The sequence below is a fragment of the Spongiactinospora sp. 9N601 genome, from assembly GCF_044326295.1.
Lineage (GTDB): Bacteria > Actinomycetota > Actinomycetes > Streptosporangiales > Streptosporangiaceae > Spongiactinospora > Spongiactinospora gelatinilytica.
Map to the genome: position 1 here is coordinate 1 of NZ_JBIRBB010000002.1, position 24,560 is coordinate 24,560.

Annotated in this window: 21 protein-coding genes, 1 tRNA gene and 2 pseudogenes; 16 read left to right on the forward strand and 8 right to left on the reverse strand. The window is 68.9% G+C overall.

Features of this window, described 5'->3' with window-relative positions:
• The first annotated feature begins 1,155 nt into the window (after positions 1–1,155).
• The 7 genes and pseudogenes from ACH34R_RS03335 to htpX all read left to right on the forward strand — a co-directional run bounded on the left by ACH34R_RS03335 (position 1,156) and on the right by htpX (position 9,482).
• Positions 1,156–1,692, forward strand: a complete 537-nt coding sequence (locus ACH34R_RS03335) for an NADH-quinone oxidoreductase subunit J (RefSeq protein WP_397559804.1) — start codon at positions 1,156–1,158, stop codon at positions 1,690–1,692.
• Positions 1,692–1,973, forward strand: a pseudogene (gene nuoK, locus ACH34R_RS03340) (NADH-quinone oxidoreductase subunit NuoK); the annotation flags it as partial. The gene ACH34R_RS03335 and the pseudogene nuoK, both read left to right, overlap by 1 nt.
• 525 nt (positions 1,974–2,498) lie before the next feature.
• Entirely contained in the window at positions 2,499–2,696 is a 198-nt protein-coding gene (locus ACH34R_RS03345; RefSeq protein WP_397560476.1) for a hypothetical protein, read from the forward strand.
• Positions 2,697–2,872: 176 nt separating this feature from the next.
• Entirely contained in the window at positions 2,873–4,726 is a 1,854-nt protein-coding gene (locus ACH34R_RS03350; protein ID WP_397559805.1) for an NADH-quinone oxidoreductase subunit L, read from the forward strand.
• Entirely contained in the window at positions 4,723–6,696 is a 1,974-nt protein-coding gene (locus tag ACH34R_RS03355; RefSeq protein ID WP_397559806.1) for an NADH-quinone oxidoreductase subunit M, read from the forward strand. The genes ACH34R_RS03350 and ACH34R_RS03355 overlap by 4 nt, the downstream gene beginning before the upstream one ends.
• A 160-nt stretch (positions 6,697–6,856) precedes the next feature.
• Positions 6,857–8,545 carry an NADH-quinone oxidoreductase subunit N gene (locus tag ACH34R_RS03360; protein WP_397559807.1) on the forward strand — a complete coding sequence of 563 codons (1,689 nt, stop codon included), beginning with the start codon at positions 6,857–6,859 and terminating at the stop codon, positions 8,543–8,545.
• Between the two features lie 85 nt (positions 8,546–8,630).
• Complete coding sequence (gene htpX / locus ACH34R_RS03365) at positions 8,631–9,482, forward strand: zinc metalloprotease HtpX (RefSeq protein ID WP_397559808.1); 852 nt, start codon at positions 8,631–8,633, stop codon at positions 9,480–9,482.
• Positions 9,483–9,585: 103 nt separating this feature from the next.
• On the opposite strand, the gene ACH34R_RS03370 is transcribed toward htpX, so the two are convergent.
• On the reverse strand, positions 9,586–10,161 hold the full coding sequence (locus ACH34R_RS03370; RefSeq protein WP_397559809.1) for a pyridoxamine 5'-phosphate oxidase family protein: 576 nt from the start codon (positions 10,159–10,161) through the stop codon (positions 9,586–9,588).
• Positions 10,162–10,357: 196 nt separating this feature from the next.
• On the opposite strand from ACH34R_RS03370, the gene ACH34R_RS03375 reads away from it, so the two are divergent.
• Positions 10,358–11,572 carry a DUF6585 family protein gene (locus tag ACH34R_RS03375; protein WP_397559810.1) on the forward strand — a complete coding sequence of 405 codons (1,215 nt, stop codon included), beginning with the start codon at positions 10,358–10,360 and terminating at the stop codon, positions 11,570–11,572.
• 44 nt (positions 11,573–11,616) lie between these two features.
• Here ACH34R_RS03375 and ACH34R_RS03380 read toward each other — a convergent pair whose 3' ends face one another.
• Positions 11,617–13,482: a potassium transporter TrkA gene (locus tag ACH34R_RS03380; protein WP_397559811.1), complete on the reverse strand. Its 1,866-nt coding sequence runs from the start codon at positions 13,480–13,482 to the stop codon at positions 11,617–11,619.
• Between the two features lie 397 nt (positions 13,483–13,879).
• On the opposite strand from ACH34R_RS03380, the gene ACH34R_RS03385 reads away from it, so the two are divergent.
• The gene (locus ACH34R_RS03385) at positions 13,880–14,077 is read left to right on the forward strand and encodes a hypothetical protein (RefSeq protein WP_397559812.1); all 198 of its coding nucleotides are present in this window, start codon (positions 13,880–13,882) and stop codon (positions 14,075–14,077) included.
• Positions 14,078–14,237: 160 nt separating this feature from the next.
• Here ACH34R_RS03385 and ACH34R_RS03390 read toward each other — a convergent pair whose 3' ends face one another.
• Positions 14,238–14,729: a YajQ family cyclic di-GMP-binding protein gene (locus tag ACH34R_RS03390; RefSeq protein WP_397559813.1), complete on the reverse strand. Its 492-nt coding sequence runs from the start codon at positions 14,727–14,729 to the stop codon at positions 14,238–14,240.
• Positions 14,730–14,875: 146 nt separating this feature from the next.
• Here ACH34R_RS03390 and ACH34R_RS03395 point away from each other — a divergent pair.
• A tRNA-Tyr gene (locus ACH34R_RS03395) sits at positions 14,876–14,957 on the forward strand.
• Positions 14,958–15,188: 231 nt separating this feature from the next.
• Positions 15,189–16,103, forward strand: a complete 915-nt coding sequence (locus ACH34R_RS03400) for a transposase (RefSeq protein ID WP_397559814.1) — start codon at positions 15,189–15,191, stop codon at positions 16,101–16,103.
• Here the strand turns inward: ACH34R_RS03400 and ACH34R_RS03405 are convergent.
• Positions 15,986–16,557 (reverse strand): annotated as a pseudogene (locus ACH34R_RS03405) (IS701 family transposase); the annotation flags it as partial. The gene ACH34R_RS03400 and the pseudogene ACH34R_RS03405 sit on opposite strands and share 118 nt — an antisense overlap.
• A gap of 339 nt (positions 16,558–16,896) precedes the next feature.
• Here ACH34R_RS03405 and ACH34R_RS03410 point away from each other — a divergent pair.
• Positions 16,897–18,147: a hypothetical protein gene (locus ACH34R_RS03410; RefSeq protein WP_397559815.1), complete on the forward strand. Its 1,251-nt coding sequence runs from the start codon at positions 16,897–16,899 to the stop codon at positions 18,145–18,147.
• 149 nt (positions 18,148–18,296) lie between these two features.
• Here the strand turns inward: ACH34R_RS03410 and ACH34R_RS03415 are convergent, their stop codons facing one another.
• Entirely contained in the window at positions 18,297–18,707 is a 411-nt protein-coding gene (locus tag ACH34R_RS03415; RefSeq protein WP_397559816.1) for a hypothetical protein, read from the reverse strand.
• Between the two features lie 274 nt (positions 18,708–18,981).
• On the opposite strand from ACH34R_RS03415, the gene ACH34R_RS03420 reads away from it, so the two are divergent.
• Both ACH34R_RS03420 and ACH34R_RS03425 read left to right on the forward strand, forming a co-directional pair.
• Entirely contained in the window at positions 18,982–19,413 is a 432-nt protein-coding gene (locus tag ACH34R_RS03420; protein WP_397559817.1) for an RrF2 family transcriptional regulator, read from the forward strand.
• A 32-nt stretch (positions 19,414–19,445) separates the two neighbouring features.
• Positions 19,446–20,663 (forward strand): globin domain-containing protein, encoded by a 1,218-nt coding sequence (locus tag ACH34R_RS03425; RefSeq protein WP_397559818.1) that lies wholly within the window; start codon positions 19,446–19,448, stop codon positions 20,661–20,663.
• Between the two features lie 44 nt (positions 20,664–20,707).
• Here the strand turns inward: ACH34R_RS03425 and ACH34R_RS03430 are convergent, their stop codons facing one another.
• A complete protein-coding gene (locus tag ACH34R_RS03430; protein WP_397559819.1) occupies positions 20,708–21,412 on the reverse strand; it encodes a DUF998 domain-containing protein in 705 nt (234 codons plus the stop codon).
• A gap of 302 nt (positions 21,413–21,714) precedes the next feature.
• Here ACH34R_RS03430 and ACH34R_RS03435 point away from each other — a divergent pair, with 302 nt between their 5' ends.
• The gene (locus ACH34R_RS03435; protein WP_397559820.1) at positions 21,715–22,194 is read left to right on the forward strand and encodes a hypothetical protein; all 480 of its coding nucleotides are present in this window, start codon (positions 21,715–21,717) and stop codon (positions 22,192–22,194) included.
• Here the strand turns inward: ACH34R_RS03435 and ACH34R_RS03440 are convergent.
• The gene (locus ACH34R_RS03440) at positions 22,107–22,619 is read right to left on the reverse strand and encodes a hypothetical protein (RefSeq protein WP_397559821.1); all 513 of its coding nucleotides are present in this window, start codon (positions 22,617–22,619) and stop codon (positions 22,107–22,109) included. The two genes, ACH34R_RS03435 and ACH34R_RS03440, sit on opposite strands and share 88 nt — an antisense overlap.
• Before the next feature lie 404 nt (positions 22,620–23,023).
• Between ACH34R_RS03440 and ACH34R_RS03445 the strand changes: the two genes are divergently transcribed.
• Positions 23,024–23,926 (forward strand): cation diffusion facilitator family transporter, encoded by a 903-nt coding sequence (locus tag ACH34R_RS03445; protein WP_397559822.1) that lies wholly within the window; start codon positions 23,024–23,026, stop codon positions 23,924–23,926.
• 9 nt (positions 23,927–23,935) lie between these two features.
• Here the strand turns inward: ACH34R_RS03445 and ACH34R_RS03450 are convergent, their stop codons facing one another.
• Positions 23,936–24,505 carry an alpha/beta fold hydrolase gene (locus ACH34R_RS03450; protein ID WP_397559823.1) on the reverse strand — a complete coding sequence of 190 codons (570 nt, stop codon included), beginning with the start codon at positions 24,503–24,505 and terminating at the stop codon, positions 23,936–23,938.
• Positions 24,506–24,560 lie beyond the last annotated feature (55 nt).

Genomic DNA, 24,560 nt, shown 5'->3' on the forward strand with positions numbered 1-24,560 from the left:
CCCCTCACCCACCCTCAGACCGACACCTGAATCCGCCCGCCCCGCCCCCGGGACCTCCCCAGCGCCCAGCACTCCTTCCTCATCCACCGCGCGCCCCCGCTCGCCCGCCCAGACCGCTCCCGGCGCCCCCCGGTCGGCCCCTAAAGCCGGGCACCCCGAGCCCGAGATCTCCGCTAAAGCGGGCACTTCTCCCTCGTCCACCCCTGGACCGCCGCCTGAAGCCGCGCACATCGCCCCGGGCCGCGCCTCGGCCGCCTTGGGTGTGAACCCGCCCCCGCCCGCCGCTGAGCGGGCGCCCGGCGCCCCCCGGTCGGCCCCTGAAGGCGGGCGTCCCGAGCCCGGGATCTCCGCTAAAGCGGGCACTTCTCCCTCGTCCACCCCTGGACCGCCGCCTGAAGCCGCGCACCTCGCCCCGGGCCGCGCCTCGGCCGCCTTGGGTGTGAACCCGCCCCCGCCCGCTGCTGAGCGGGCGCCCGGCGACCCGCACTCGGCCCCCGAAGCCGCATATCCCAAGCCGGGGACTTCCCCTCAAGAGGGCACTCCTTCCTCGGCCACCACCCGGCCCACCCCGGATTCCCTTTCCGAGGCCCCTCAGCCGGTCGGCGAAGCTGCGGCCTCCCCCGAAGCAGGCCCTCGTTCGTCGCTTGCCTCGGCTGTGGAGTCCCCCTCGGCAGCCACCCAACCCACCTCGGGCGGCCCTCAGTCGACCCCTGAACTCCCGCAGGCCGAGCCAGGCCATCCCTCCTCAGCCGCCCCCACACCGCCGCCGGGCGATGCGCCATCGCCCACAGGCGAAGGCACCCCGCCAAGGGCCTCCGGAGCGGCGCGACCGAGGCAGCACAGGACCAGCTCGACCGGCCACGCCGCCGTACGCGCCATCCGCCCGCCCGGAGCGTTGCCCAAGCGCCCCGCCCCCGAACCACCGCCGCCACCCGCATCACCACCCCCCACCGGGGATCCACCACCCATGAGCGGCGATGAGCCGTTAACCGCCGAGCCCCCCGCCCGCCCGCCAGAAGGCGGCGAGATATCCACAGGCGGAACCGCCGCTTCGCGGTCATCCACAGAATCCGATTCGGGTGACACGAGCGGCCGGGACGAGCGGCAAACTCCTTCGCAGGGGCCGGATCGGCCACCGGATCCCAAGGAGGAGTGATGACCGGGGCAGTGCCGTCCTACCTGTCGCCGACCGGGCAAGAGGTCGTCTTCTTGCTCCTGGGCGCGGTGACCGTGGGGTCGGCACTGCTCGTCGTGACGACGAGGCAGCTCGTCCACGCCGCCCTCTGGCTCGTCCTCTGCTTCGGCGCTCTGGCCGGCTGCTATCTGGTGCTCACCGCCGAGTTCGTCGCGTGGGTTCAGGTGCTCATCTATGTGGGAGCGGTCGTGGCGCTCCTGCTGTTCGGCATCATGCTCACCCGGGCGCCGATCGGCCGATCCGCCGACCTCGACAGCGGCAACCGCGTGGTCGCCGCCATCGTCGCCCTCGCCACCGCCGCCGTGCTGGTGACCGTCGTGATCGACGGGTTCCGCACCGCCTACGCCGACCTGACACCCGGCAGGGGAGCGGCCTCCGAGGTCGGCAGCAGCCTGTTCCGCAACTGGGTGCTGCCCTTCGAAGCGCTCTCCGTGCTCCTGCTGGCCGCCCTGATCGGCGCGATCGTGCTTTCACGCACCGATATCAGGGGGCGCTGATGCATATCGTCTACCCGGCCGTGGTGTCCGCCCTGTTGTTCTCCGTAGGTGTCTACGGCGTGCTCGCCCGCCGCAACACCGTGCTGGTCCTGATGTCGGTCGAGCTCATGCTCAACGCGGTCAACCTCAACCTGGTCGCCTTCGACGTATGGCTCAAAGACCGCCTGCACGGCGGGCAGGTGCTCACATTGTTCGTCATCGTGATCGCCGCCGCCGAGCTCGGCGTCGGCCTCGCCATCGTCCTGGCCCTCTACCGCAACCGCCGCACGGTCGAGCTCGACACCCTCCGCGACCTGACCGACCCAGACATAGAGCCCCCACCACCCCCCAACGGAACCACCCCCACCCCCCGAACCACATCACTTGCCCCCGCCACAGCCGCACCGCATTCCACCTCCCCCTCAGGCAGTCCGACCTCCGCCACCACAGCACCGGCTCCCGCCCCCGCAACGGCACCGCATCCCTCTCCTGCTTCGGGTATTCCTGCCCCCAAGAGCGCACCATTGGTCTCGGCGCCCACAACGGCGCCGCATCCCATCCCGCCTTCGGGCAGCCCCGCCTCAGGCACTACATCACCGACTCCCGCCCCCACACCCACAACAGCAGCGCACCCCTCTCCTGCTTCGGGTATTCCTGCCCCCAAGAGCGCATCATTGGCCTCGGCGCCCACAACGGCGCCGCATCTCACCCCGCCTTCGGGCACCCCCGCCTCAGGCACCACATCACCGGCTCCCGCCCCCGCACCCACAACGGCGCCGCATCCCCCTCTACCCCCGGGCACTCCAGCCCCTGGGACGGCGGGGAACGTGGCCCGGACCGAGGCGCTTGGCAAGGTTCGAGGCGGCGACAGTGCCGGGGATGTCGGCCAGGTCGAGGCCATCGGCACGCCCGAGGGCGCGGGCAAGGCCCAGCGGTCCGGCGAGGTAGGGGGCGCCGGCCAGGGCGCGGGCGAGGACACAGGAGACCAGGCCGAAGGCAGGGCCGGTGAGGAGGCGGAGCCGTGATCGTGATGTCCGCCGTTGCGGCGACACTGCTGCCGTTCCTGGCATCGATCGCCGCCCTGCTTCTCTCGCGCCTGCCACGCCTACGTCGCCTGACGGGCGCGACCGAAGCTCGCCGTTCGGGCACAACACCGGGCATGGCCGTAGCTGGGCAGTCGGGCTCCACACCCAGCGTGGCCGTGGCTCTTCGGCCGACCGGCCGACGTAGCCGAGGGCAGGCCACCGATGCCGACCCGGCCCGGGCCGCCGCACGCCGAGCCGCCATCATCGCCATCGCGCCCACCGCCCTGTCCATGGCACTGGCGATCTGGATCGCCTACGCCTGGTGGTCCGCGTGGCGCGCCACGTCGTACGACGGCCGCTCGCAGGCAGGCACCCTGACGGTCATCGACACCGGCTCGCTGCCCATCACGGTCGGCCTGGAGGTGACCGCCCTGTCGGTCGTGGTCGGCCTGCTGGTGACCGTCGTGGCCCTCGCCGTCCAGGTCTACTCCGTCGGCTACCTCGACGGCGACCCCCGCTACCCCTCCTACAGCGCCTTCATCAGCCTGTTCACCAGCGCCATGCTGCTGGTGATCTACGCGGGAGACCTGCTGCTCCTCTACGTCGGATGGGAGGTCATGGGCCTGTGCTCCTACCTGCTCATCGGGCACTGGTGGGAAGACCGCGCCAATTCCCGCGCGGCGGTCAAGGCGTTCCTGGTCACTCGGCTCGGTGATGTGGGGTTCCTGTTCGGCCTGTTCACCCTCGGAGTCGGCGCGGGCAGCTTCCGGATCTCCGATGTGATCGCCGCGGTGCCCCAGATGTCCCCGGCCACCCTCGTCACCGGGACGATGCTGCTACTGGCCGGTGTCGCGGGCAAGAGCGCCCAGGTTCCGCTGCACACCTGGCTGCCCGACGCCATGGCGGGCCCGACCCCGATCAGCGCGCTGATCCACGCCGCCACGATGGTGGCGGCCGGCATCTTCCTGGTGGCCAGGCTGTTCCCGGTCTTCGAGGCCGCCGGGCCGACGCTCGACGTACTGGCCGTACTCGCCGCGCTCGGCATGCTCGCGGCTGCGCTGGCCGCGCTCGCCCAAGACGACCTCAAGCGGGTCCTCGCCTACTCCACCATCAGCCAGCTCGCGTACATGGCCGCGGCCCTGGCCGCCCGTGACGAGACCGTGGCGATCTTCCATCTGCTGACGCACGGGGCGTTCAAGGCGCTGTTGTTCCTGTGTGCGGGCGCGGTGATCCACGCCGTGGGCTCCAACCTCATGCGCGACATGGGCGGCCTCCACCGTTCGATGCCGGTCACCTTCGTGACCATGACGATCGGCTTTGCCGCGCTGATGGGCCTGCCCCCGACGAGCGGCTTCTTCAGCAAGGACGCCGTGGTCGTCGCGGTCGAGCGGGCCGGCGCGGACGGCCTGCTGACCGGCGCGGCCGGCTGGCTGCTCCACGCCTGCACACTCGCGACGGTGGCCGTGACCGGCGCGTACGCGACCCGGGCGTGGCTGCGCACCTTCTTCGGCGAAGCGCGCGTCGTCGCTCTGCCCGAGCCCGCGCCCGGCACGGCGCACGTCTTCACCGGCCAGGAGGCGCCGCGGTCGATGCGCCTGCCGATCATCGTGCTCGCGGTCCCGGCGCTGCTGCTCGGGCTGGCCGGCCTCGGCGAGGTCCACTGGGCGGCGGCCGCGATCACCGTCGCGCCGGCGCTGCTCGGCGCGGCCGTCACATATGTCGTGTGGCGCGCCGATCCGGTGGCCGATCCGGCGCGGCTGCTCGGGCCGTTCCGGGTGGCCTGCGAGCGCGCCTTCGGGATCGACCGCTTGTACCGGGCGCTGTTCGTCTGGCCGGTGCTGCGGCTTTCCCGGGCGGTCGTCGCGACCGACACGCACATGGTCGACGGCGCGGTACGCGGCTCGGGCAGGGCAGCGGTTGGGATGTCCGGTCTGCTGAGGTTCGCCCAAAATGGCAATGCCCAGCTCTACTTGAGCGGTGTGCTGGCGGGCGTCCTGCTCATCGCGGTGGGGGCGGTGATGCTGGGATGAACTGGCTGCCCATCGCCATCCTCGGGGTTCCACTGCTCGGAGCGCTGGCCGTGCTCGCGGGGCGTGACGGCCCGGGTACCGCACGAGCGCTGCGGTGGCACTCGCTGGCCGTCTCGGCGGTCACGTTCGCGCTGACCGTGCTGCTGGCCGCCACCTTCGACCACGGCGACGCCGCCCGCATGCAGTTCGTCACCGACCTGCCCTGGATTCCCGGGCTCGCCATCCACTTCCACCTGGGCGTCGACGGCATCTCGCTGCCGCTCGTCGTCCTGACGTCGCTGCTCACCCTGCTCTGCTTCGTCTACCTGGCCGGCGCCGGGAGCCAGCGCCCGCGCGCCCTGGTCTTCGCCCTGCTGCTGCTCGAAGTCGGCATGCTCGGCACGTTCCTGGCGCTCGACCTGCTGTTGTTCTTCGTGTTCTTCGAGGTCGTGCTGATCCCGATGTACTTCGTGATCGCCATCTGGGGCGGCCCGGGCCGCCGCGCCGCGGCGGTCAAGTTCATCCTGTACACGCTGCTCGGCTCGGTGATCCTGCTGCTCGGCCTGCTGCTGATCTGGGCGCAGGCCGGCACCCTGGACATGGTCGCGCTGGCCCGCACGCCCGGTGCCGGCATGACGCGGGCGGCCCAGGTGCTCGCGTTCGTCGCGATCGGCCTCGGGCTCGCGGTGAAGACCCCGATGTGGCCCCTGCACACCTGGCTCCCGGACGCGCACACCGAGGCCCCCACGGTCGGCTCGGTCCTGCTGGCAGGCGTCCTGCTGAAGATGGGCACGTACGGTTTCGCCCGCATCGCGATCCCGATCCTGCCCGAGGGCGCGGCGGCCGTCGCGCCCTGGCTGGGCGCGTTCGCGGTGGTCGGCATCATCTACGGCGCCCTGGCCTGCCTGGCCCAGCGCGACCTGAAACGCATGATCGCCTACTCCTCCGTCGGCCACATGGGTTTCGTGCTGCTCGGCTTCGCCACCCTCACGCCGGTGGGCATCAACGCGGCCCTGTTCGGCAACATCGCCCACGGCCTGATCACCGGCCTGCTGTTCTTCCTCGCGGGCGCGATCAAGGACCGGTACGGCACGGCCGACATGCCGTCCATGGGCGGCGGCATGCTCACCCGAATCCCTCGCCTGGGGGCGCTGCTCACCTTCGCCTGCATCGCCTCCCTCGGCATCCCGGGCCTCGCCGGTTTCTGGGGCGAAATGCTCGCCCTCCTCGGTGCCTTCAGCCCCGGCCCGGGCCTGCCCCGCCCGCTCTACCTGGTCTTCATGGCCCTGGGCGGCCTCGGAGCCGTCCTCACCGCCGCGTACTTCCTGATCATGCTCTCCCGCACTACCCACGGCCCCCTACCCCCGCTCACCCCACGCCCCGATCCCGCCCCATCCGGTGCCTCTCCCATCGCCTCAGCGCCCACATCGGCACCTTCGGCCGGGGCCGCTGTGCCCGATGGGCGCACCGTGGCCGCATCACCCTCTTCAGGACTTCTTCCCGCATCCGCGCCCGGCCTCGCCGCGACTGCCACCATGCCTGTGCCGGCCCCCTCGCCCGATCCCGTCGCGCCCGAGGGCAGTTCCCCCGCTTTTGCCGGCGCCTCGTCACCCACCCCGGGCTCGGCATCGGGGCCGACTTCCTCAAGTCCTTCGCCGGATGTGGGCATACACACAACCTCGCCCGTTGACCCCAAGGACCCACCAGATGCCGCGCCGATATCGCTATCCGGCACGGCCGCCCGCACATCGCCGGCAGATCCCCCATCCGGTTCGGAGGCACCTGGGCAGGACGCGGCCGAGGGAAGCGGAGCCGGTTCTGCGGATGGAGGGAGTTTCACCGAGGCAGGAGGTCCGATGCCGGATGTGCGCGGCTTCGAGTTGGCCGCATGGGTCCCACTGATCGTTTTGATCGTGCTACTCGGCCTGTGGCCAAAGGCGCTCCTCCTGCTCACCACCCCCGCCGTACAGGCCATCCTGGGAACGCCATGAGCAAGCCGCCCCGCGCCCTCCACCACCCGGCACCGCTGACGTATGGTCCCGCACACCAAGTTGGAGGGGCCGTGAGCGAGCAGATCCATGGTCTGCGCCGCAGGCAGGCCGCCATGCCCGGCGTGACCTCGCCCGTCCCGTACATCATGCTGGGGGCGCTGTGATCCAGTCGATCGACTATGCCGCCATCGCCGCCCCGCTGCTGCTCGCGCTCACGGCCGGGCTGGTTCTGCTGCTCGACGCCTTCCTGCCGCGCCCGCGCCCTGAGGCGGCTTCCACGGCCACCGCACACACGGTCCGGCCCGTGCGGGAGCGCGTCGCAGCGGACCGCGTCGGTATCAGCCCTGGCACTGACCACGGATCGCCGGGCAATGGCGTGAAACGTGCGGAGGGCGCTTCGCCGTTCTCCCGGAGCGGGCTGACCCTCGGCCTGGTCACCCTGGCCGGGCTGCTCGGCGCGCTTGCGATCGTGCTGGCACAGGCGTTGAGCGGTACGACCCTCCGGACATTCTGCGTGCCCGCCGGGCTGACCCCTCAGGGCGGCCCAGCCCCTTGCTCATTCGTCGTCGATCCTTTCGCGCTGACCATCGCCGGGCTGGTCCTCGTCTCCGCCATAGTCGTCACGCTGCTGTCGATGACCGAGCTGGCCGACGGCCGGATACCCGTCGGCGAGTGGTACTTCCTGCTGCTCTGCAGCATCACCGGAGCCGTACTCCTGCCCGCCTCCCGCGACCTGATCACGCTGGTCGTCGCCCTGGAGATCGTCTCCCTGCCCGTCTTCGCGCTCACCGCGCTCAGGCGTTACGACGGCCGCTCCTCCGAGGCCGCGCTGAAACTGTTCCTGGTGTCGGTGGTCTCCACCGCCGTCATGCTGTTCGGCGTCTCGCTCCTCTACGGCCTGACCGGCACCGTCTACCTCGACCGGCTCAGCCTCGCCACCGGACCACGCCTGGTGTCGGCGGTCGCCGTCGTCCTGGTGGTGGCCGGGTTCGCGTTCAAGATCGCCGCGGTGCCGTTCCACTCCTGGGCCGGTGACGTCTACCAGGGCGCGCCCGTGCCCGTTGCGGCGCTGCTGTCAGTGATCTCCAAGGCCGCCGGATTCGCCGGGCTCATCCTGCTTCTGGTCCTGGCCCTGGACGCCCAGGTCGCCCTGTGGGGGCCCATGGTGGCCGTGCTGGCCGGGCTCACCATGACCGTGGGCAACCTGCTGGCGCTGCGGCAGCGGCATGCCGTACGCCTGCTCGCCTGGTCGTCGGTGGCGCAGTCCGGATACATCCTGGCCCCGCTGGGCGTCGCGGCGGCCGGAACGGCCGGCGTACCGGGCACAGCGGGCACAGCGGGCGCGCCAGGGGTGCAACCGGCCAACGCCTCCATCGCCTACCTGGTGTTCTACGCGGCGATGAACCTGGGCGCGTTCGCCGTCGTGATGCTGGTCTCAAGGCGGAACGAACGCAACGAGATCGACGACTACCGGGGGCTGGCCTTCCGTGACGCACCAGCGGCCGTTGCGCTCGGCTTCTGCCTGATCTGCCTCGCCGGGCTGCCGCCGGGGCTGGCGGGCCTGTTCGCCAAGATCGTCGTGTTCCGTGAGGTGGTCGGCGGTGGCGGAGCCGTCCTCGCGCTCGTCATGGCGGTCAACACCGTGATCGGCCTTTACTACTACGTGGCCTGGACGGCCCGGCTGTTCACGCCATCGCCCGCCACCGGGGAGGTCCCGGCCACCCGCACTCGCGCCACCACCCCCGTCGCCGTGGCCGCCGTCCTCGCGGTGGCCGTCGCCGTCGCGTTCTCCGTCGCCCCGCAGGCCGTACTCGGCCTCCTGCCTGGGTCGCTGTCCGCTGCGGGCTGACCACGTCCGGGAACGATAGGTGTGTCGCCGGGCGTTGAACCAAACGAGCCCACGGAGAACCGGCCCTTGCGAAGGGGGGAGCCACATGCACCACAACGGTCTGCGGACCGCGGTCCTCCTCGGCGCGCTCTCCGCGCTGATCCTGCTGGTCGGGGCGTGGCTGGGAGGCGGGACCGGGGTCCAGATCGCGCTCGTCGTCGCGCTGGCGGCCAACGCGATCTCCTACTTCTTCTCCGACCGGATCGCCTTGTCCGCCATGCGCGCGCGCCCAGTGGGCGAGGTCGAGCAGCCGGCCCTCTACCGGATCGTCCGTGAGCTCTCGACCGAGGCGCGCCAGCCCATGCCGCGCCTTTACGTCTCGCCCACGATGCAGCCCAACGCGTTCGCCACCGGCCGCAATCCGCGCAACGCCGCGGTCTGCGTGACCTACGGCATCACCCAGCTCCTCAACGAACGCGAGCTGCGCGGCGTCATCGGCCACGAGCTGTCCCACGTCTACAACCGCGACATTTTGGTCTCGTCCATCGCGGCGGCCCTGGCGACGATGATCACCTACCTGGGCTACATCGGCGTCTTCTTCGGCGGCTCCGACGACGAGGAGGGTCCCGGCTTCCTGGGGGCGCTGCTGATGATGATCCTCGGCCCGGTCGCGGCTGGGATGATCCAGATGGCGATCTCCCGTGCGCGGGAGTACCAGGCCGACGAATCAGGCGCGCGCCTGACCGGCGACCCGCTCGCCCTGGCGAGCGCCCTGCGGAAAATCGAGCTGGGCAGCCGGGAGCTGCCCCTGCCTGAGAACGGCCGGCTCGCCTCCGCGTCCCACCTGATGATCGCCAACCCCTTCCGGGGCGCCGGCCTCGGCCGCCTCTTCTCCACCCACCCCCCGATCGCCGACCGAATCGCACGACTCGAACGGATGGCCGGCTACCGCCGCTGAGGTCCGACCACCCGGCCCGGCGGGTTCTCTGGTATCGCTTCGAGCGCAGACCGGGGAGCCCGGATGCCTCGCCGGCCAAGAGCAGGCGTCGGTCAGGAGTCGGTTAGGAGTGCAGGTGTACCGGGTCGGTTTCGTTGCCGGCCAGGGCGGGGAGTCCGTCGATGCTCATCCGGGGGTTCTGCGCCCGCTGGAGGCGGCGGGCCCGACCGGCGCCGGCCGCTCTGCCGTCGTCGAGGAGGGTGCGGTCCTGGTCGTAGTGCATGAAAGGCACGGCGAAGCCGCACGAGTCGGCGACGCGGTCGCAGGTGACGACGATGATCGTCCGGACACCCGGATGCGGGCCGAACAACTTGAGCAGGCGATCGAAGTCCTCGTCCTGCGGGGTGACGACGCGGCCGGTGCCGTACAGCCGGAGGATCTTCGGCGGGCCGGCGAACGCGCAGAACATGATGGTGATCCGGCCGTTGTCCCGGATGTGGCCGATGGTCTCGACGCCGCTGCCGTCGAGGTCCAGGTAGGCGACGGTGGTGTCGTCGAGGACGGCGAAGGTGTCGGCGTACCCCTTGGGGGACACGTTGACGTGGCCGCCCGACTCGGGGGCGGTCGCGACGAAGTAGACGGGCTGCGCGGAGATGAAGGAACGTAGGCGGTCGTTCAGGCCTTCATAGACTTTGCCCATATGAAAAACGTATCCGCATTTGTCATGACTTGAGCGTGATGTCCAGATATCGGGATGGGTGGTGTTGCTGTCCCGCTCGCGGAACCGGTGTGCCGCGGTGTCGACTTCACATGTTCATTTGACCGGAACCTGACGAACCCTTGGCTTGCCGCTCGCACGCATCTACGATCATGACGGCCTAGCGAGAGGTGCTGCCGTGTTCCCTCGGTCCGCCCCACGTTCAGTCGTCACCGCGCTCAGCTTTCTATGGGTGGTCGCCGGTCTCGCCGCGCTGGTCGCCGTCATCGTGATGCTCATCGCCGAGCCGGAAGAGGGCAGCGAGAACGTCGACACCGTCGCATGGCTCGTACTCACCGGAGCCGCCGCCCTGGCCGGCCTCGCCGCACTGGGCACCCGGCGCGCGTGGTGGGTCTGGGTCACGCTGAACATGGTCTGTGCCGGCATAGTGATCTACAGCCTGATCTCGATGAACGGCGATTCGCTCGCGTTCTCGCTGTTCGGCGTCACCATGATGGTCATCCCCCTGTGGAACCTGGCACGCTGGGAGGCCCGCGCCTACTACCGCATGCCGGTGCGGTCCAACGTGATCCCCGGCGCCGTCCCTGCCCCCGCCGACGAGCACATAGTCGAGCTCACCAGCGAAACGCCGGTGACCGGACGGGTCGTCCCGCAGGGTACGGCGGAGCGGGTGTACCGGCGGGACACCGCGTCGCTGTGGCGGGTGGGGCTGGCCGCGCTGGGCATCGGGCTGGTATGCCTGGTCATCAGCATCATGCTGATCGGCGCCGGACTACTCGACGCCGACTCACGCGGCGGGAGCAGGCTGTTCGCGCTACCGGCCGCGCTCACCGTGCTGGCCCTGCCCGTCGGCGTGATCCGGATCGTACGTGCGATCTCCTGGCGCGGCGAACGCTTCGAGCTACACCCGGATGCATTCGTCCAGGTACGACCGGGTGACGCGAGAGAGGTGTTCGGCTGGGATGAAATCGCGGAGATGCGAACTTTCACCCACGCAGACGCCAAGGGCCTCGTCCGGCTGCTCCACCGCGACTTCTGGTGCCTGGTGCGGCGGGGCGACGGAGTTCAGGTACGGCTGGACCACACGGTGCAAGACGCCGAGCGGCTCGTGAAGGCCATCGAGGAACGGGCCGGCCGGGCCCTGGCCGCCCGGACGGAGGCCATCGTGCAGTCGGGGCGGTCTGTGGCATTCGGTGCGGTTCGCCTGACTCCGGCGGGGCTCGGGTTCGGGTCGTTCGTCATCCCATGGCAGGAGATGACGGACAAAGTGGCCGTCAGCACGGACAGTGTCGCGCTGGTACTCCAACGCCGCGTCATCCCCCTCGCCGACCCGGCCAACACCCCGAACTTCCTCGTCCTCCGCCACGTGCTGACCGCCCCCGCGCCCGACTGACCGCCTCCGGCGCCGCCCAGGGCCTTTCCGCGGCCCAGGGCGCCTTAGTGGACGGCGAGCACGATGACGTAGTCATCCTCACCAAGGATGATCTTTCGCGACTTGTCCGGATTGAGGATGACCCCATAGGCCGGCGCCTCGTTCACCTTGTCCCCGCGCCGGTATCCGATCGCCGTCTCGCCCCTGCGGCGGGCCGACTCGATCACCGTGGCGAACTCGATCTCCGCCCCGGGGCGCACATAGTCCCCGGCCGGACGCGGATAGATCTCCGACCCGCGGGCGTCGAAGAGGTGGCCGAAGACCTTCGCCAGGTGCTGGTTCTCGGCGAGCTGGGCCAGCAGCAGCCCGATCACCGTGTCACTGATCACGATGTCGTCGGCCTTGGTCACCTCGGCCAGGGTCCGGTTGTTCTCGTCGTGCATCTCGCTGACGATCGAGTAGCGCTCGGCGAGTACCGTTTGCATGTCCCTGAGCTGCAACAACGTCATCAGCGTGCGCGTGTCGGCGTGCTGCGTGCTGTACCGGTCATCGGACAGGACGACCACCCGCTCGTAGACCCCCGCGCCCAGCGACTCCAGCGCGAACCGGTCGGTGGTGTCGCACTCCTTGAAGTTGACCTTGAGGTTGCGCATTCCGTGCAGACCGCTCCCCGCGTCGGGGTGTGTGGCGGCGATGTCCAGCACCGAACCCGGCGCGACATAGCCGTCCATCTGCCTGACGATCTGCGGGGCGCGGACATTCCAGTTGAGCAGCAGGGTACGTTCCGGGCGAGGTGCGGGCGACTCGGACAGTACGATCGCGTCCGCGTTCACGACCGGCGTCTCCTTGGCGAGCCGGATCAGCGAGTCGTCCTGCGCGATCAGCACGATCTCGTCGTCCTCGGCGATGACCGTGTCCATGTCCGGATTGAGCATGACGGAGGACGGCGTGCGTAGCCCGATGATGGTCGCGGTTTGGTATGCCAGCAGCGCCTCGCCGTACTTCATACCGGCCAGCTGCGGCTCCCGGCGTAGGTAGATCTCGCCGTTGTCGAAGTTGAGCAGGTCCATGCAGACCACCGAGACCCCGGACTGCCTGGACGACTGCACGATGAGCCGCGATGCCGTGTCATCGGAGTCCACGATGTGGACGTCCGGTCCGCCCGCGAGTCGTGCGGCGGCCATGTTGCCCGAGGAGGTGATCGAGGCCACCACCGGCGGATGGTCCCCCGAACGCTTGGCCAGCGCCAGCAGCGTCTTGATCACGTGCGCGTCCGGGTCCTCCCCCTGCGGGGACAGCACGACGACCGAACGCGCCACGCCCGGGTTCATCATCTCCAGGTCGGCCGGCTCGGTGGGCCGCCCGGTACGGCACACGACCCGCGTCCGCCCGGTGTCGCCCACCCGCTCGCGGATCTCGGTCTCCATCGAGATCTTGTCCTCGTCCGCCATGATCGCGATCACCGTGCCGCGCTGGCTCGCGTGCGCCTTGACCAGTTCGCTGATGATCGTGAACACCTGGTCCGACCAGCCGAGGATCACTGTGTGACCCTGCTCGACCACCCGCGACCTGCCCTTACGCAGGTCTTCGATCTTGGTCTTGAGGCCGTTGGCCAGCAGGCCGACGAGCGTACTGAAGATGATCAGGCCGCCCAGCGAAGCGGTGAGCATCAGGGCCAGGTACGCCGGAGTGCCCTCGTCGCCCGCGACCTTGCCGGGGCTGAGGGTGTGCATGAGCGTGGACCACAGCATGCCGCCCAGGCCGTTGTTGTCCGCCGCCTCGCGCGGCGTGAGCCAGATCGTCAGCACGCTGACCAGCACGATGACGGCCGTGGAGACGGCGGCGAGCCACCCGATCAACGCCACCGTGCCCTTGGACATGGTGTTGTCGAACCAGTACTTCAGCCGTTCCTGTCGAGTCGCGCGCGCCACGACACCCAACACCTCCCGTCGGACCACCAATCGGACAAGCTACATCTGCCGACGAAGTGCTCGCACCCTGGCAGGTCATGCTGAGATGACCTATGTGGCGACATCATGGGGCTTTCGATGATTATTACGAAATTGGTGAAGTGTTGGCGCGGCGGGGGTCAGGCGGTGTTCGTCCCATATGTCGGGAACGGCGCAGCCCTCGATGCGGGCGCCAAGCCGCCCATGACCGAAAGCGTCACGGTGCGGCGGTACCGTACTCCCCGACCGCCCACGGCCCACCCGACGTTGTACGAGAACGCGCTAGGCAGCGCCGCAGCCGTCCGAGAGCACTGGATCGCCCCCGCGCCGCCGCCTCGGCCCGCCGATCCCCGCCCGGCTCGCCACCGACGACCTCACCGTGGACCACACAAACCTGGACACGCTGGCCGGCGAGATCGTACGTCTGTCAGCGGACTGGACCGATTCGGTACCCGGCGACGCGACCACGCCGCACCTGATCGACGGCCGGCGATTCGAGGCCCCGCTGCTCGTCGACCTCCGCCCGCCTCGCGAGCGGCTAGCGGCTAGCGGCTACGTGTGGATGGGCTCGGCCTGAGACCGAGTGAGGGAGAGCGTGAGAACGCTTAAGGACGCGGGGCACACGCGCAAGACCGGCGCTCTCCTCGCCCGCGCTCGCGCCGTGTGCCCCGAATTCGCACTCCAGACCGTCCCAAACCGGCTAAGCCCAGGTCGGCGCATCTACCAGCCCCGATGGCTCAGCGGTAGTTGGTGAACTGCAGGGCGATGTCGAGATCCTTGCCCTTGAGCAGGGAGATCACGTCCTGAAGCTCGTCCTTCTTCTTGGAACTGACCCGCAGCTCCTCACCCTGGATCTGGGCCTTCACGCCACGCGGCCCCTCATCCCGGATGATCTTCGAGATCTTCTTGGCGCTGTCCTGGTCGATGCCCTCCTTGAGCGCGACCACGAGCCGGTACTCCTTGCCCGAAAGCTTGGGCTCACCCGCGTCAAGGATTTTGAGTGAGAGCCCCCGCTTGATCAGCTTCTCCTTGAACACGTCAAGGACGGCACCCGCCCGCTCCTCGCTGTTCGCCTTGACCTCGATGTCCTTCTGCCCGGACCAACTGATGCTCGCCCCGGTCCCCTTGAAGTCGAACCTATGCCCGACCTCCTTGACCGTCTGGTTCAGCGCGTTGTCGACCTCCTGCCGGTCGATCTTGCTGACGATGTCGAAACTCGAATCGGCCATCGATGTAGGTGTCCTCTCTACGTCCGTACCGACCTTAGCGACCTCAGACGATCAGGGTACGGAACCTCACCCCGGACAAACCGGTGTCACGCCCACCCCCGAAGTCCGCTATTCTTCTACGTGTCGCCGCGAGCAGCGGCCGACCAGGCAGGTTGCCCGAGTGGCCAAAGGGAGCGGTCTGTAAAACCGTCGGCTCAGCCTACGCAAGTTCGAACCTTGCACCTGCCACACCAGCCGATCCAGCCCCTGACCAGCGCAGACGCGGTCAGGGGCCGATCTCTTTGTGTCCGGCCGTCCATGGTCATCCACGGCCGTCTACGGGTGCCCGCGTCTCGCATGATGGCGTCCCGCCGAGTGGTGTAAATTCGCGACGATCAGTGACCAGGATCTGGCACAAAGTGAGCCACCGTGTGACGGTCGAAGGGAAGAGACTCAATCCTCCCAAAGGGACCACCCACGATGGCTCTATCCCAGTCTGACCTAACCAAGCTCCTGGAGTCACTACACGCAGCCGACAGCGTGGAGATGATCCGCCACATGCTCCAGCGCATGCTCCCGGAACTCATCGAAGCCGAAGCCACCAACACCATCCACGCCGCGCCCTACCAGCGGACCCCCGAGCGCACCACCCACCGCAACGGACACCGCGAACGACTCCTGACCAGCACCGCCGGCGACGTCGAAGTGCACATCCCCAAACTCCGCTCCGGCTCCTTCTTCCCCAGCCTGCTGGAACGCCGCCGCCGCATCGACCGCGCCCTGTTCGCCGTCATCATGGAGGCCTACGTCCACGGCGTGTCCACCAGAAGCGTCGATGACCTGGTCAAAGCCCTGGGCGCGGACTCCGGCATCTCCCGATCGGAGGTCTCGCGCATCTGCTCCGGCCTCAGCGACCCGGTCACCGCGATCACCACCGCCCTGCCCCTGGACCTGGCCTTCGCCACCAAAGGCGAACTGGCCATCGACCTGCTGCGGGATGCCTACGCCGACGGCGTGCACCTGGACTTCGTGGCCGCAGATGAGGTCTACGGCACCTGCACGAAGCCACGCGCCTTCCTGGAAGAGCACGGCCAGGCCTACGTGCTGCGGGTGCGCGCCACCTTCGCCCTCACCCTCGGCGGCGGCACCCGCCTGACGTGTGAGCAGGCGGTGGCCAGGCACTTGAAGCAGAAACGCACCTGGACGATCAGCTCGGCCGGGAACGGCTCCAAAGGGGAACGCACCTACGCCCGGGCCTGGATCGCCACCGCCGGCCCGGCCCGTTCGATCATGGCCTGCAGGAGTTGCGGCTTGGTCGCGAACGTCATGCCCTGGGGTACCTTGGCCGCCGCGCAGCGGGCCGCATCGGCGATCCACGACTCGCGCGGCAGGTAGAGTTCCCGGTCTATCAGGGCCCGGCCGCGGGAGGTGGCGTAGGCGAGGTAGACGCCGATCTGGCAGTTGGTGATCTTCCCCGCGGTGCCGGTGTACTGCCGTTGCACGCCCGCCGAGCATGTGCCCTTATTCTCAAAGCCGGTGTCATCGCCGATGAGGACGCCGTCGGTTTGGCCCAGGTGGTCGATGACGTAGTCGCGGACGTCATCGCGCATGCCCTCGACGTCCCATCTGGCGGTGGTGAACAGCCGTTGCATGCCATCCGGTGTGCTCTCACCGGCGTACTCGGCCAGCGACCGGCTGGTCTTCGTTCCAGGCCGGACAGCAGTCCTTGCAGGCAGCGGCGTGCCCGTAGCCGTACCTCACGTCGTTTGAACCGGCCCGCCACCCGGGCGAAGGCATCGTCCAGCCCGGCTTGCAGACGTGCGGGGTCAAGGTGTTCTACTCTGGCCATCGCGGCCACCGCATGATCTTCAGTTCCAACACACCTGAATGATCACAGCGGTGGCCGTCCGTCGTTGACGTGCCTACGTACCTACATCAGGCCCGGGTGCCTACTCATTGATTCGCCAAGATCGCGATGTGCGGCTGGAGTACTAGAGCGTGTTGAGCCGATTGAAGGGGATGGCGATGCCGGGGCGTTCGCAGAGGTCAGGACGGAAATGACGCGCGGTCATTTTCCGCGGCCTGGAGCGTTCAAGACCAAGACGGATGCGGTGCGGCTCGGATTGTCAGTGCGGTGGGTCATACTCCGCCAAGCCAAGATGATCACCAACAAGGCGAAGGCGTTGACATGGCACAGTTGCTGCGGAGGCTCGACGATGAGCTCTACGTCGAGTACAACACGTTCGGGCTGGACGGCACCGACCTGCCGGAGTGGGGCTCTCCCACCGATGAGATCTACCACTTCGTCGCGGCCGTGCGCATGGAGTCCTGGGACGCCGAGCCGGGGGCCGCGGACGCCTCGTGGACGCCGGTCAGTTCGACGACGTTCGTCGCGGAGAGTGGCGTGGTCGCGATCGTGGCGATGATGGAGAGCAGGGGGCATGACTTCCTGATCGGGCCGCCGCGCTTCGAGTACGGCGTGGACATGTACCTGCGTGAGCCCGAGCCGGGCGACGGGCATGCCACGGGTGAGTGCGAGGAGGCGTGGCTGCTGAGGTTCTGGCCGATCCGGGATGTCTTCGACCCGATCAAGCACGCGGCGCCGTTCTCCTATATCGCACGCGGGGTTCTGTACTACTCGATCGACCTTGAGCCCGAACAGCTCGTGCAACCTGCGGCGCGGCGGGAGGTGCCGGTGCCGGTCTCGGCAGTGGCGGACTGGGCGTCGCTGCGCGCGGACCCGGACCTGGACACCTTCGACGGCTGGCTGCGTATGTTGAGCCGCAAGGCGGAGGGCAGGGGCATCACTGTTCACGAGTTGCTGCGCGCCGCCGGCATTGACATCGAGGACGGCGCGGACCTCAACCCGGCCTCCTGCACCCCGCCGCAGGCGCGTGCAGGGCGGTTCAAGGATCCGCTGATCGACCGCTTCCACGCCGAGCAGGCGCGGCGGGGCTCGTCGTCCGGGCTCGACCTGGACGAGGATCGGCTGCGGGAGTACGCCGACGGCGAGCGCATCGCCAAGGAGTTGTGCCGCGGCGGGACGCGGACGTTCTCGGTGCCCCTCGAAGGGCGTGGCGCCCTGTATGTACCAGCGGGTGTCAGCCGCCGTGTGTGGCGGTGGGAGGACGACTTGCTCGGCGGCGAACTCATGGACGAGGGGCTGACGGTGGATCGGCAGATTCTGGCCAGGAATCCGTGGGCTAGGCAGATCCTCGTCTCCGGCATCGTGACGGTCCTACGCCGAGACCACGACAGGCACGGTTGTGGCGACACCGTCTGGTACATGGTGCGTGACGCCGAGCCGCACGAGGCGGCTAGGGTCTTGTGCGCGGAGGCCACCTGGGAGGAGGACCCGGATCAGCGCCGGGCCCTGGACGAGGTGGCCAGGGAGAAGCTGATCGACCTGCGGGCCACCTACAGGAGCCGGGAGCGCTGAGGGCCGGGCTCGCCGTCCTCGACGCCCTTTGGAACCGTCGGCTCAGCCTACGCAAGTACGAACAACACAACTGCCACGAAGCTCAAGGCCCTACGGGGCCTCTTCTGCCGTGGGGCACCAGGGGCTCGACATGCGGTAGACGGTGATGATCAGTGGCAGTTGGCCGAGTCCTGGGCTTGGCGGTTGAACTCTTCCTGGGTGATCATGATGTCGGTCCAATTGGGGGGTGACGATTTGTCGTTGTACCGCTGGACCAGGACCGATCCTGGCTTGAGCTTGGCGACGCTCTCGGCGGTGAAGCTGACGTGGTCGGTGTTGACTTGGTTGGAGCCTCGGCCCTGGTACCCGAAGGCGTGGTAGAGGACTTTCGGGCGCAGTACGAACGGTTTCGGCTCTACGTGCCAGCCGTCGTTTGGTGCGTCGAGGCGGACGGATGCGCTCTGTCCGTCCAGGGATGGTGCGATGAAGGTCACGTCATCGACGGCCGTTGCGGCCGAGGATGGGTAGTCGGGCAGCGTGTCCAATGGGCCCGAGGGGTCCTCGTGGTGGGAGATGTGCACGCCCTCGGGGGTCGCTCCTTCGCACCAGGCCAGGACGATGATCGGATGTCCCGCCGCGTCGACGCTGACTCCGGTAGAGCCTGCTACCGGAGGGGAGCAGCTTGAAAGGCACATGATCCCGGCGATTGCCAATGCAATCCCGCATAAGCGCCGCATGTATGCGCATGTTACGCCAAGCCGGCAGAGGGCGGCCGGGCCCGGTGGTGGGGTGGGGGCCCGTGATCTCACTCACATAAAGAGGACTATCAGACTCCTCTTTAAGTAGCATCGCCGTGTGCACCTGAACCGGGCCACTGACATCGGCCTTCGCATCCTCATGCTCGGCGCGACCAGGGAGGACCTGCTCACCATTGATGAGCTGGCCGAATCCCTTGTCGTGCCCAGGCATCACCTGGCCAAGGTGGTGCAGCGGCTGCAGCACATGGGGTTGTTGGAGACCGTTCGGGGGCGGCGGGGTGGGGTGCGGCTCGCCGATGTGGCGCGTGAGGCGTCGGTCGGCGGCATCGTTCGTGAACTGGAGGGCGGGACCGAAGTGGTCGATTGTGACGGCGACCCGGCCTGCCCGTTGAGCCGAGGGGGGTGCCTGCTGCGCGGAGCGTTGCGCCGGGCGCAGGAGGCGTTCTACGTGAGCCTCGATCCGATCACGGTCGGCGACCTGACCGCACCGCCGGTTCGGCAGGTGCTGCTGAACCTCGGCCGCCGTTGATCCGTCACCCATTCCCAGACCGGGAGGAACATATGCTTTCCGCCAGCAGTGCGCCGATCATCGAGGAGACTCTCCCCGTCGTTGGTGAGCACTTGGGCGACATTTCGGGTGTTTTCTACGACACGATGCTCGGTGAGAACCCCGACCTGCTCAACCTCTTCAGCCGGAGCGCGCAGGCGACCGGCGAGCAGAAGAGCGCGCTGGCCGGGGCGGTCGCCGCGTTCGCCGGGCACTTGGCCGGCCTCGGGCCGGACGGACCGGCCTTCGACCGGGTGGTGGAGCGCATCGCGCAGCGGCACTGCGCGCTGGGGATCCGTCCGGAGCAGTACACGATGGTCGGAAAGTACCTGTTGAGGGCGGTCGGTACCGTGCTCGGCGATGCGGTCACCCCGCCCGTCGCCGCCGCGTGGGACGAGGTGTACTGGCTGTTCGCCACCCGGCTGATCGGCCGCGAGGCGCGCCTTTACGCCGAGGCGGGTGTGGACGGTCCCGCGCCCTGGCGGGAGTACGTCGTGGCCAGCAAGATCAGCGAGGCGGACGACACGATGTCGTTCATTCTCACGCCGCAGGACGGCGGCCCCGCGCCCGATTTCGTGCCCGGCCAGTACGTCACCGTCGCCGCCGACCTGCCCGATGGTACCCGCCAGTTGCGGCAGTACTCGCTGTCGCAGGCGGCGGCCGTCGGCATGCTGCGGATCACGGTACGGCGGGTGCGCGGCAACGGCGGCGCCCCGGATGGCCTGGTCTCCGGGTTCCTGCACGACCAGGTGGACCTCGGCGACCGGCTGCGGCTGAGCCACCCGTACGGCGAGCTCACCCTGCGCACCGGCGCGTCGCCGCTGCTCCTGGTCAGCGCCGGCGTCGGGATCACGCCGATGGCCGCCATCCTGGACCACGTTTCGCGTACTCAGCCCACGCGCGACGTCACGGCGGTGCACGCCGATCGGAGCGTGGATCGGCACGCGCTGCGCGCCGAGATGAGCGCCAACGGCTCCCGGTTGCGCTCGTTCCGCAGCCTGGCATGGTACGAGCAGGACGTGCTGGACGTACCGGGCGCGTTCACCGGGCTCGTCGATACCGATGCGATCCCGCTCCACGAGGACGTGGACGTCTATTTGTGTGGTCCGGTGCCGTTCATGCAGATGGTCCGGGTGGGGCTGCACCGGCGCGGGGTGCCTGACGAGCGGATCCGCTACGAGGTGTTCGGCTCCGAGCAGTGGCGCCCGTCGCCCGTACCGGTGCCCGCCTGACACTGACACCCCACCCGGTTGAAATCCGGTACGCCAGGTGGTCTTCAATGTGCGGGCCGGGCGGAGCGGGCGCCCGCGGGACTGTTTGGGAGGACGGGTTTACGGGCCGGTGTCGGGTCTTCTGGGTTTTCCGGATTGTGCGGGGCCGGGAATCCGGCGCGGCGGAGGTACAGGCCCAGGAGGGTGAGCCACGCCAAGCCGGTGACAATGGTGATCCGCTGGAACAGTCCCGCATGGTCCACCCAGGGTTCGAGTTGGTTGAAACCGAGCTGGGACATCACCAATGAGGTCGCGAATACGACCACGGTGCCGGCGGAATAGGCCGCCCAGCCGTACTTTCTCCGCCTGGCGAAGCGGACCGCGATAACGAGCCCCGCGATGATCAGCGCCCCGAAGCCGGGAATGGCGACCGCGTCGTGCAGCAGGGCGGGGAGGCCTGAGTACTCGGTGGGCAGGGCGGGAGTGCCCGCGGGGTAGCCGCTGATCGGATCGGTGGTGAAGACCCCGGCCAGCACCATGGCGACCGCCCATACGCCGATCAGCAGCGGTCCCCAGAAGCCGCCTTGCGCGCGGCGCACTCCGACGGCGAAAGCCAAGCTCAGCAGGCCGCAGACGAGGAAGTTGAGGGTCTGGGTCCAGCCGAGGTCGCCGAGGGCGAGGGAACTGACGGGGTGTCGCATCGGGTCGTAGCCGGTGCGGGTGGCGCCTTCGATGAGGAAGGCGACGATGAAGAGCGGGCCTGCGATCACGCCGCAGGTGAGCAGGTTACGTGCCGGTTTGCGGGTCGGCGCCGCTGGTTTGGTGCCCATGGTTGTCAATGTAGGTTGACGTCGCAGCCTCTGTCAACTGAGGTTGACGTTGGCGGGGTCGTTCGGGTGGTCGAAGGATGGTGAGAAAGCGCGGGCGGGGTCGTGGTCGGCGGGTGCCGCGAAAGCGGGGAGTTCGTCGATCGGGCCGCTTCGATCTACGCTGGACGCTCTCTTCGGTTGGCTACCAGGTGGCGGCACTCATGCATTCCTTGTCGGTTACTCCTCCACGTTGGGGAGTTCCTGTGCTTACTGCCGCCGCTCTGGTGGTTCCGGCCTTGCGTACTTTGTGGTGGTGGTTTCCCGAGGGGCCGAAGTTCACGATGGGAGGTTTTTACTGCCCGCTTGGCGCCGAGCCGCATGTGTTGGACCACGAATGGCTGGACGCTCTCACCGTGGTGACCTTGTCGGCGGAGCTGGACGGGGTTCCGGCTGCGGTCATGGCGCTCTGCCTCAGTGCGATTCTCGCCTTTCGCGGACGGTGGAGCGCGGTCGCCGGGTGGGTGACGGCGGCGTTGTTCGTGCTGATCGCCGGGGTGTTCACGATTCCTTATGCCGTCCAGATCGTTTCGGACGGCTGTGCGCGGGTCCTCCGTTTCGGCGGGTGGGACATTGTCACGTCAGGGGTTCTTCAGCACTATTTGGCCGGTGCGGCGCTGGTCGTGCTCCTGACGGGGGTTCGGCGTGCGGTGGTTCCGGCCGCCCACAGGGCGACGCCGATGTAGAGAATCTGCTCGGGAATGCGCTGCCACAAGGGGGTCGCGGGCTCGCCCGCGAAGGGTACGTCGGCCAGCGCGGCGTGGATGTTGGCCGGGAGCATGAGCACGAACAGCAGGGCCAGGCAGATGCCCGCCGCGCGGCGGGTGGCGGGGAGTAGGAGGCCGGCCGCGCCGGCCAGTTCGAGGACACCGGTCGCGTAGACCATCAGGGTGGGGAACGGGACGAACGGCGGGACCATGGCCACCATGTCCGCATGATTCGGCATGAAGGTGACGGCCGAGGGGACGAAGTGGGCGCTTGCCGTGAGCACCAGCATGACGGCCAGGCCGTGCCCGGCGCTCGCCCGCCAGGTGGCGAATCGGGCCAGGCCGAACAGCGCGCCCAGCAGGCGGAAGAACAGGGTGGCGACGACGAGGACGATCACGGTCATTGGACTCAACCCTCCTTGGATAGTGATACTACCCAATATTAGATAGGATGGCTATCTAATGGGTTTCGGCTCAAGTGGCTCACGGGGCTCACGCGGCTCGACCGCTACTTGACTCTGTCCGTACCTGGCTGCGAAACCCTTGCAGGAGCAGTAGGGATGTTGGTGTTGACGTGCTGCAATGCGGTTTTCGCGGCATCCTGGGTGGTATGAGCCGCACTCCTCCCACACACCCGTCAGGGCACGGCCACGGACATGGGCACGGCCACGGACATGGGCACGGGCATGGTCATGGGCACGGGCATGGTCATGGGCACGGGCACAGTTCTCGCGAACGCGTCTGGGCGCGGATCAAGCATGCGCTTCGCCCGCACAGTCACGAGGCGGCGGACAAGGTGGACGCCGCGATGGAGACCAGCGCCGAGGGCCTGCGCGCGCTGTGGATCTCGCTCGCCGTTCTCGGTGCCACCGCCGTGATGCAGGCGGCGGTCGTGGCGGTGTCCGGGTCGGTGGCGCTGCTCGGCGACACGATGCACAACGCCGCCGACGCGCTGACCGCCGTGCCGCTGGCGATCGCGTTCCTCCTGGGGCGCAGGGCGCCGACCCGGCGCTACACGTACGGCTATGGCCGCGCCGAAGACCTGGCCGGGGTCGTCATCGTGCTGGTCATCGCGGCGTCGGCGGCGCTCGCCGCGTACGAGGCGGTGGACCGGCTCATGCACCCGCGCCCGGTGTCGAACCTGCTCGCCGTGGCGGGCGCCGCCGTGGTCGGCTTCCTGGGCAACCAGTGGGTCGCGCAGTACCGGATCAGGGTCGGGCGGAAGATCGGCTCGGCGGCCCTGGTGGCGGACGGCCTGCACGCGCGTACGGACGCACTGACCTCGCTCGCCGTCCTGGGGGCGGCGGGAGGGGCGGCGGCCGGGTGGCGCTGGGCCGACCCGGCCGTCGGGCTGCTGATCGCCGTCGTGATCCTCGCGGTGTTGCGCCAGGCGGCGCGTGAGGTCGGCCGCCGGTTGATGGACGCCGTGGACCCCGCACTGGTGGACCAGGCCGAGGCCGTGTTGCGGGCCACCCCGGGCGTGCTCGACGTGGGTGAGATCCGGTTGCGGTGGATCGGGCACCGGCTCCGCGCCGAGTGCGCCGTGGTGGTGGACTCCGGCGCGACCGTGCTACAGGCGCACCAGGTCGCGGTGAACGTGGAACACGCGCTGCTGCACGCGATCCCGCGCCTGGCGGCGGCGCACGTCCACGCCGACCCGTACGCGCCCGAAGGCGTCGACCATCACCTCATCCTGGCCACGCACCGCTGAGGGATCGGTTCACCGCACGGCCGGCAGCCCCGAGATGTCGGTCGCGACCGACGCCTCGACCCCGTGCAACTGATGCCCGCCTTCGTCGAAGGCCGTCACCATGGCCCGGGGAAGCAACCTGGCGTACAGCCCCAGATGGGCGAAGGGGACCACCTCGTCGTCGCGGCAGTGGTAGACCCGGATCGGCGTCTCCTGCGGGAGCCTGTCGGCGATGTCATGCGGCGGCTCGAACTGCTCGCCGCCGTCATAACGCCAGCCGTCGCCGCCCCACATCGGCGCGGCCATCAGCACCAGGGCGGCGATCGGCCGCGGCGGCTCGATCTCGGCCAGGCATTTCACCAGAACCGACCCGCCGAGCGAGTGGCCGATCAGGACCAGCGGACCGGACATCGCGGCCATCTCCTCGATGATCCGCTGTTTCCACTTCGCATGGTCGGGCTCGCCCTCATTGGGCATGGCGGGATAGCGGATCTCGTGCCCGGGGCCGAGCGCCTGTCTCAGCCGCGCGACCAGCTCTCCGTCTGCCACATAGGCCCCCTGCCCGGCCCCATGGACGAACAACGCCTGCTGCCATTCCACCTGCGACACCCCCTTGGCCAACGGAAAATCACGCTAGCAAGGCGGTCCGACAGAA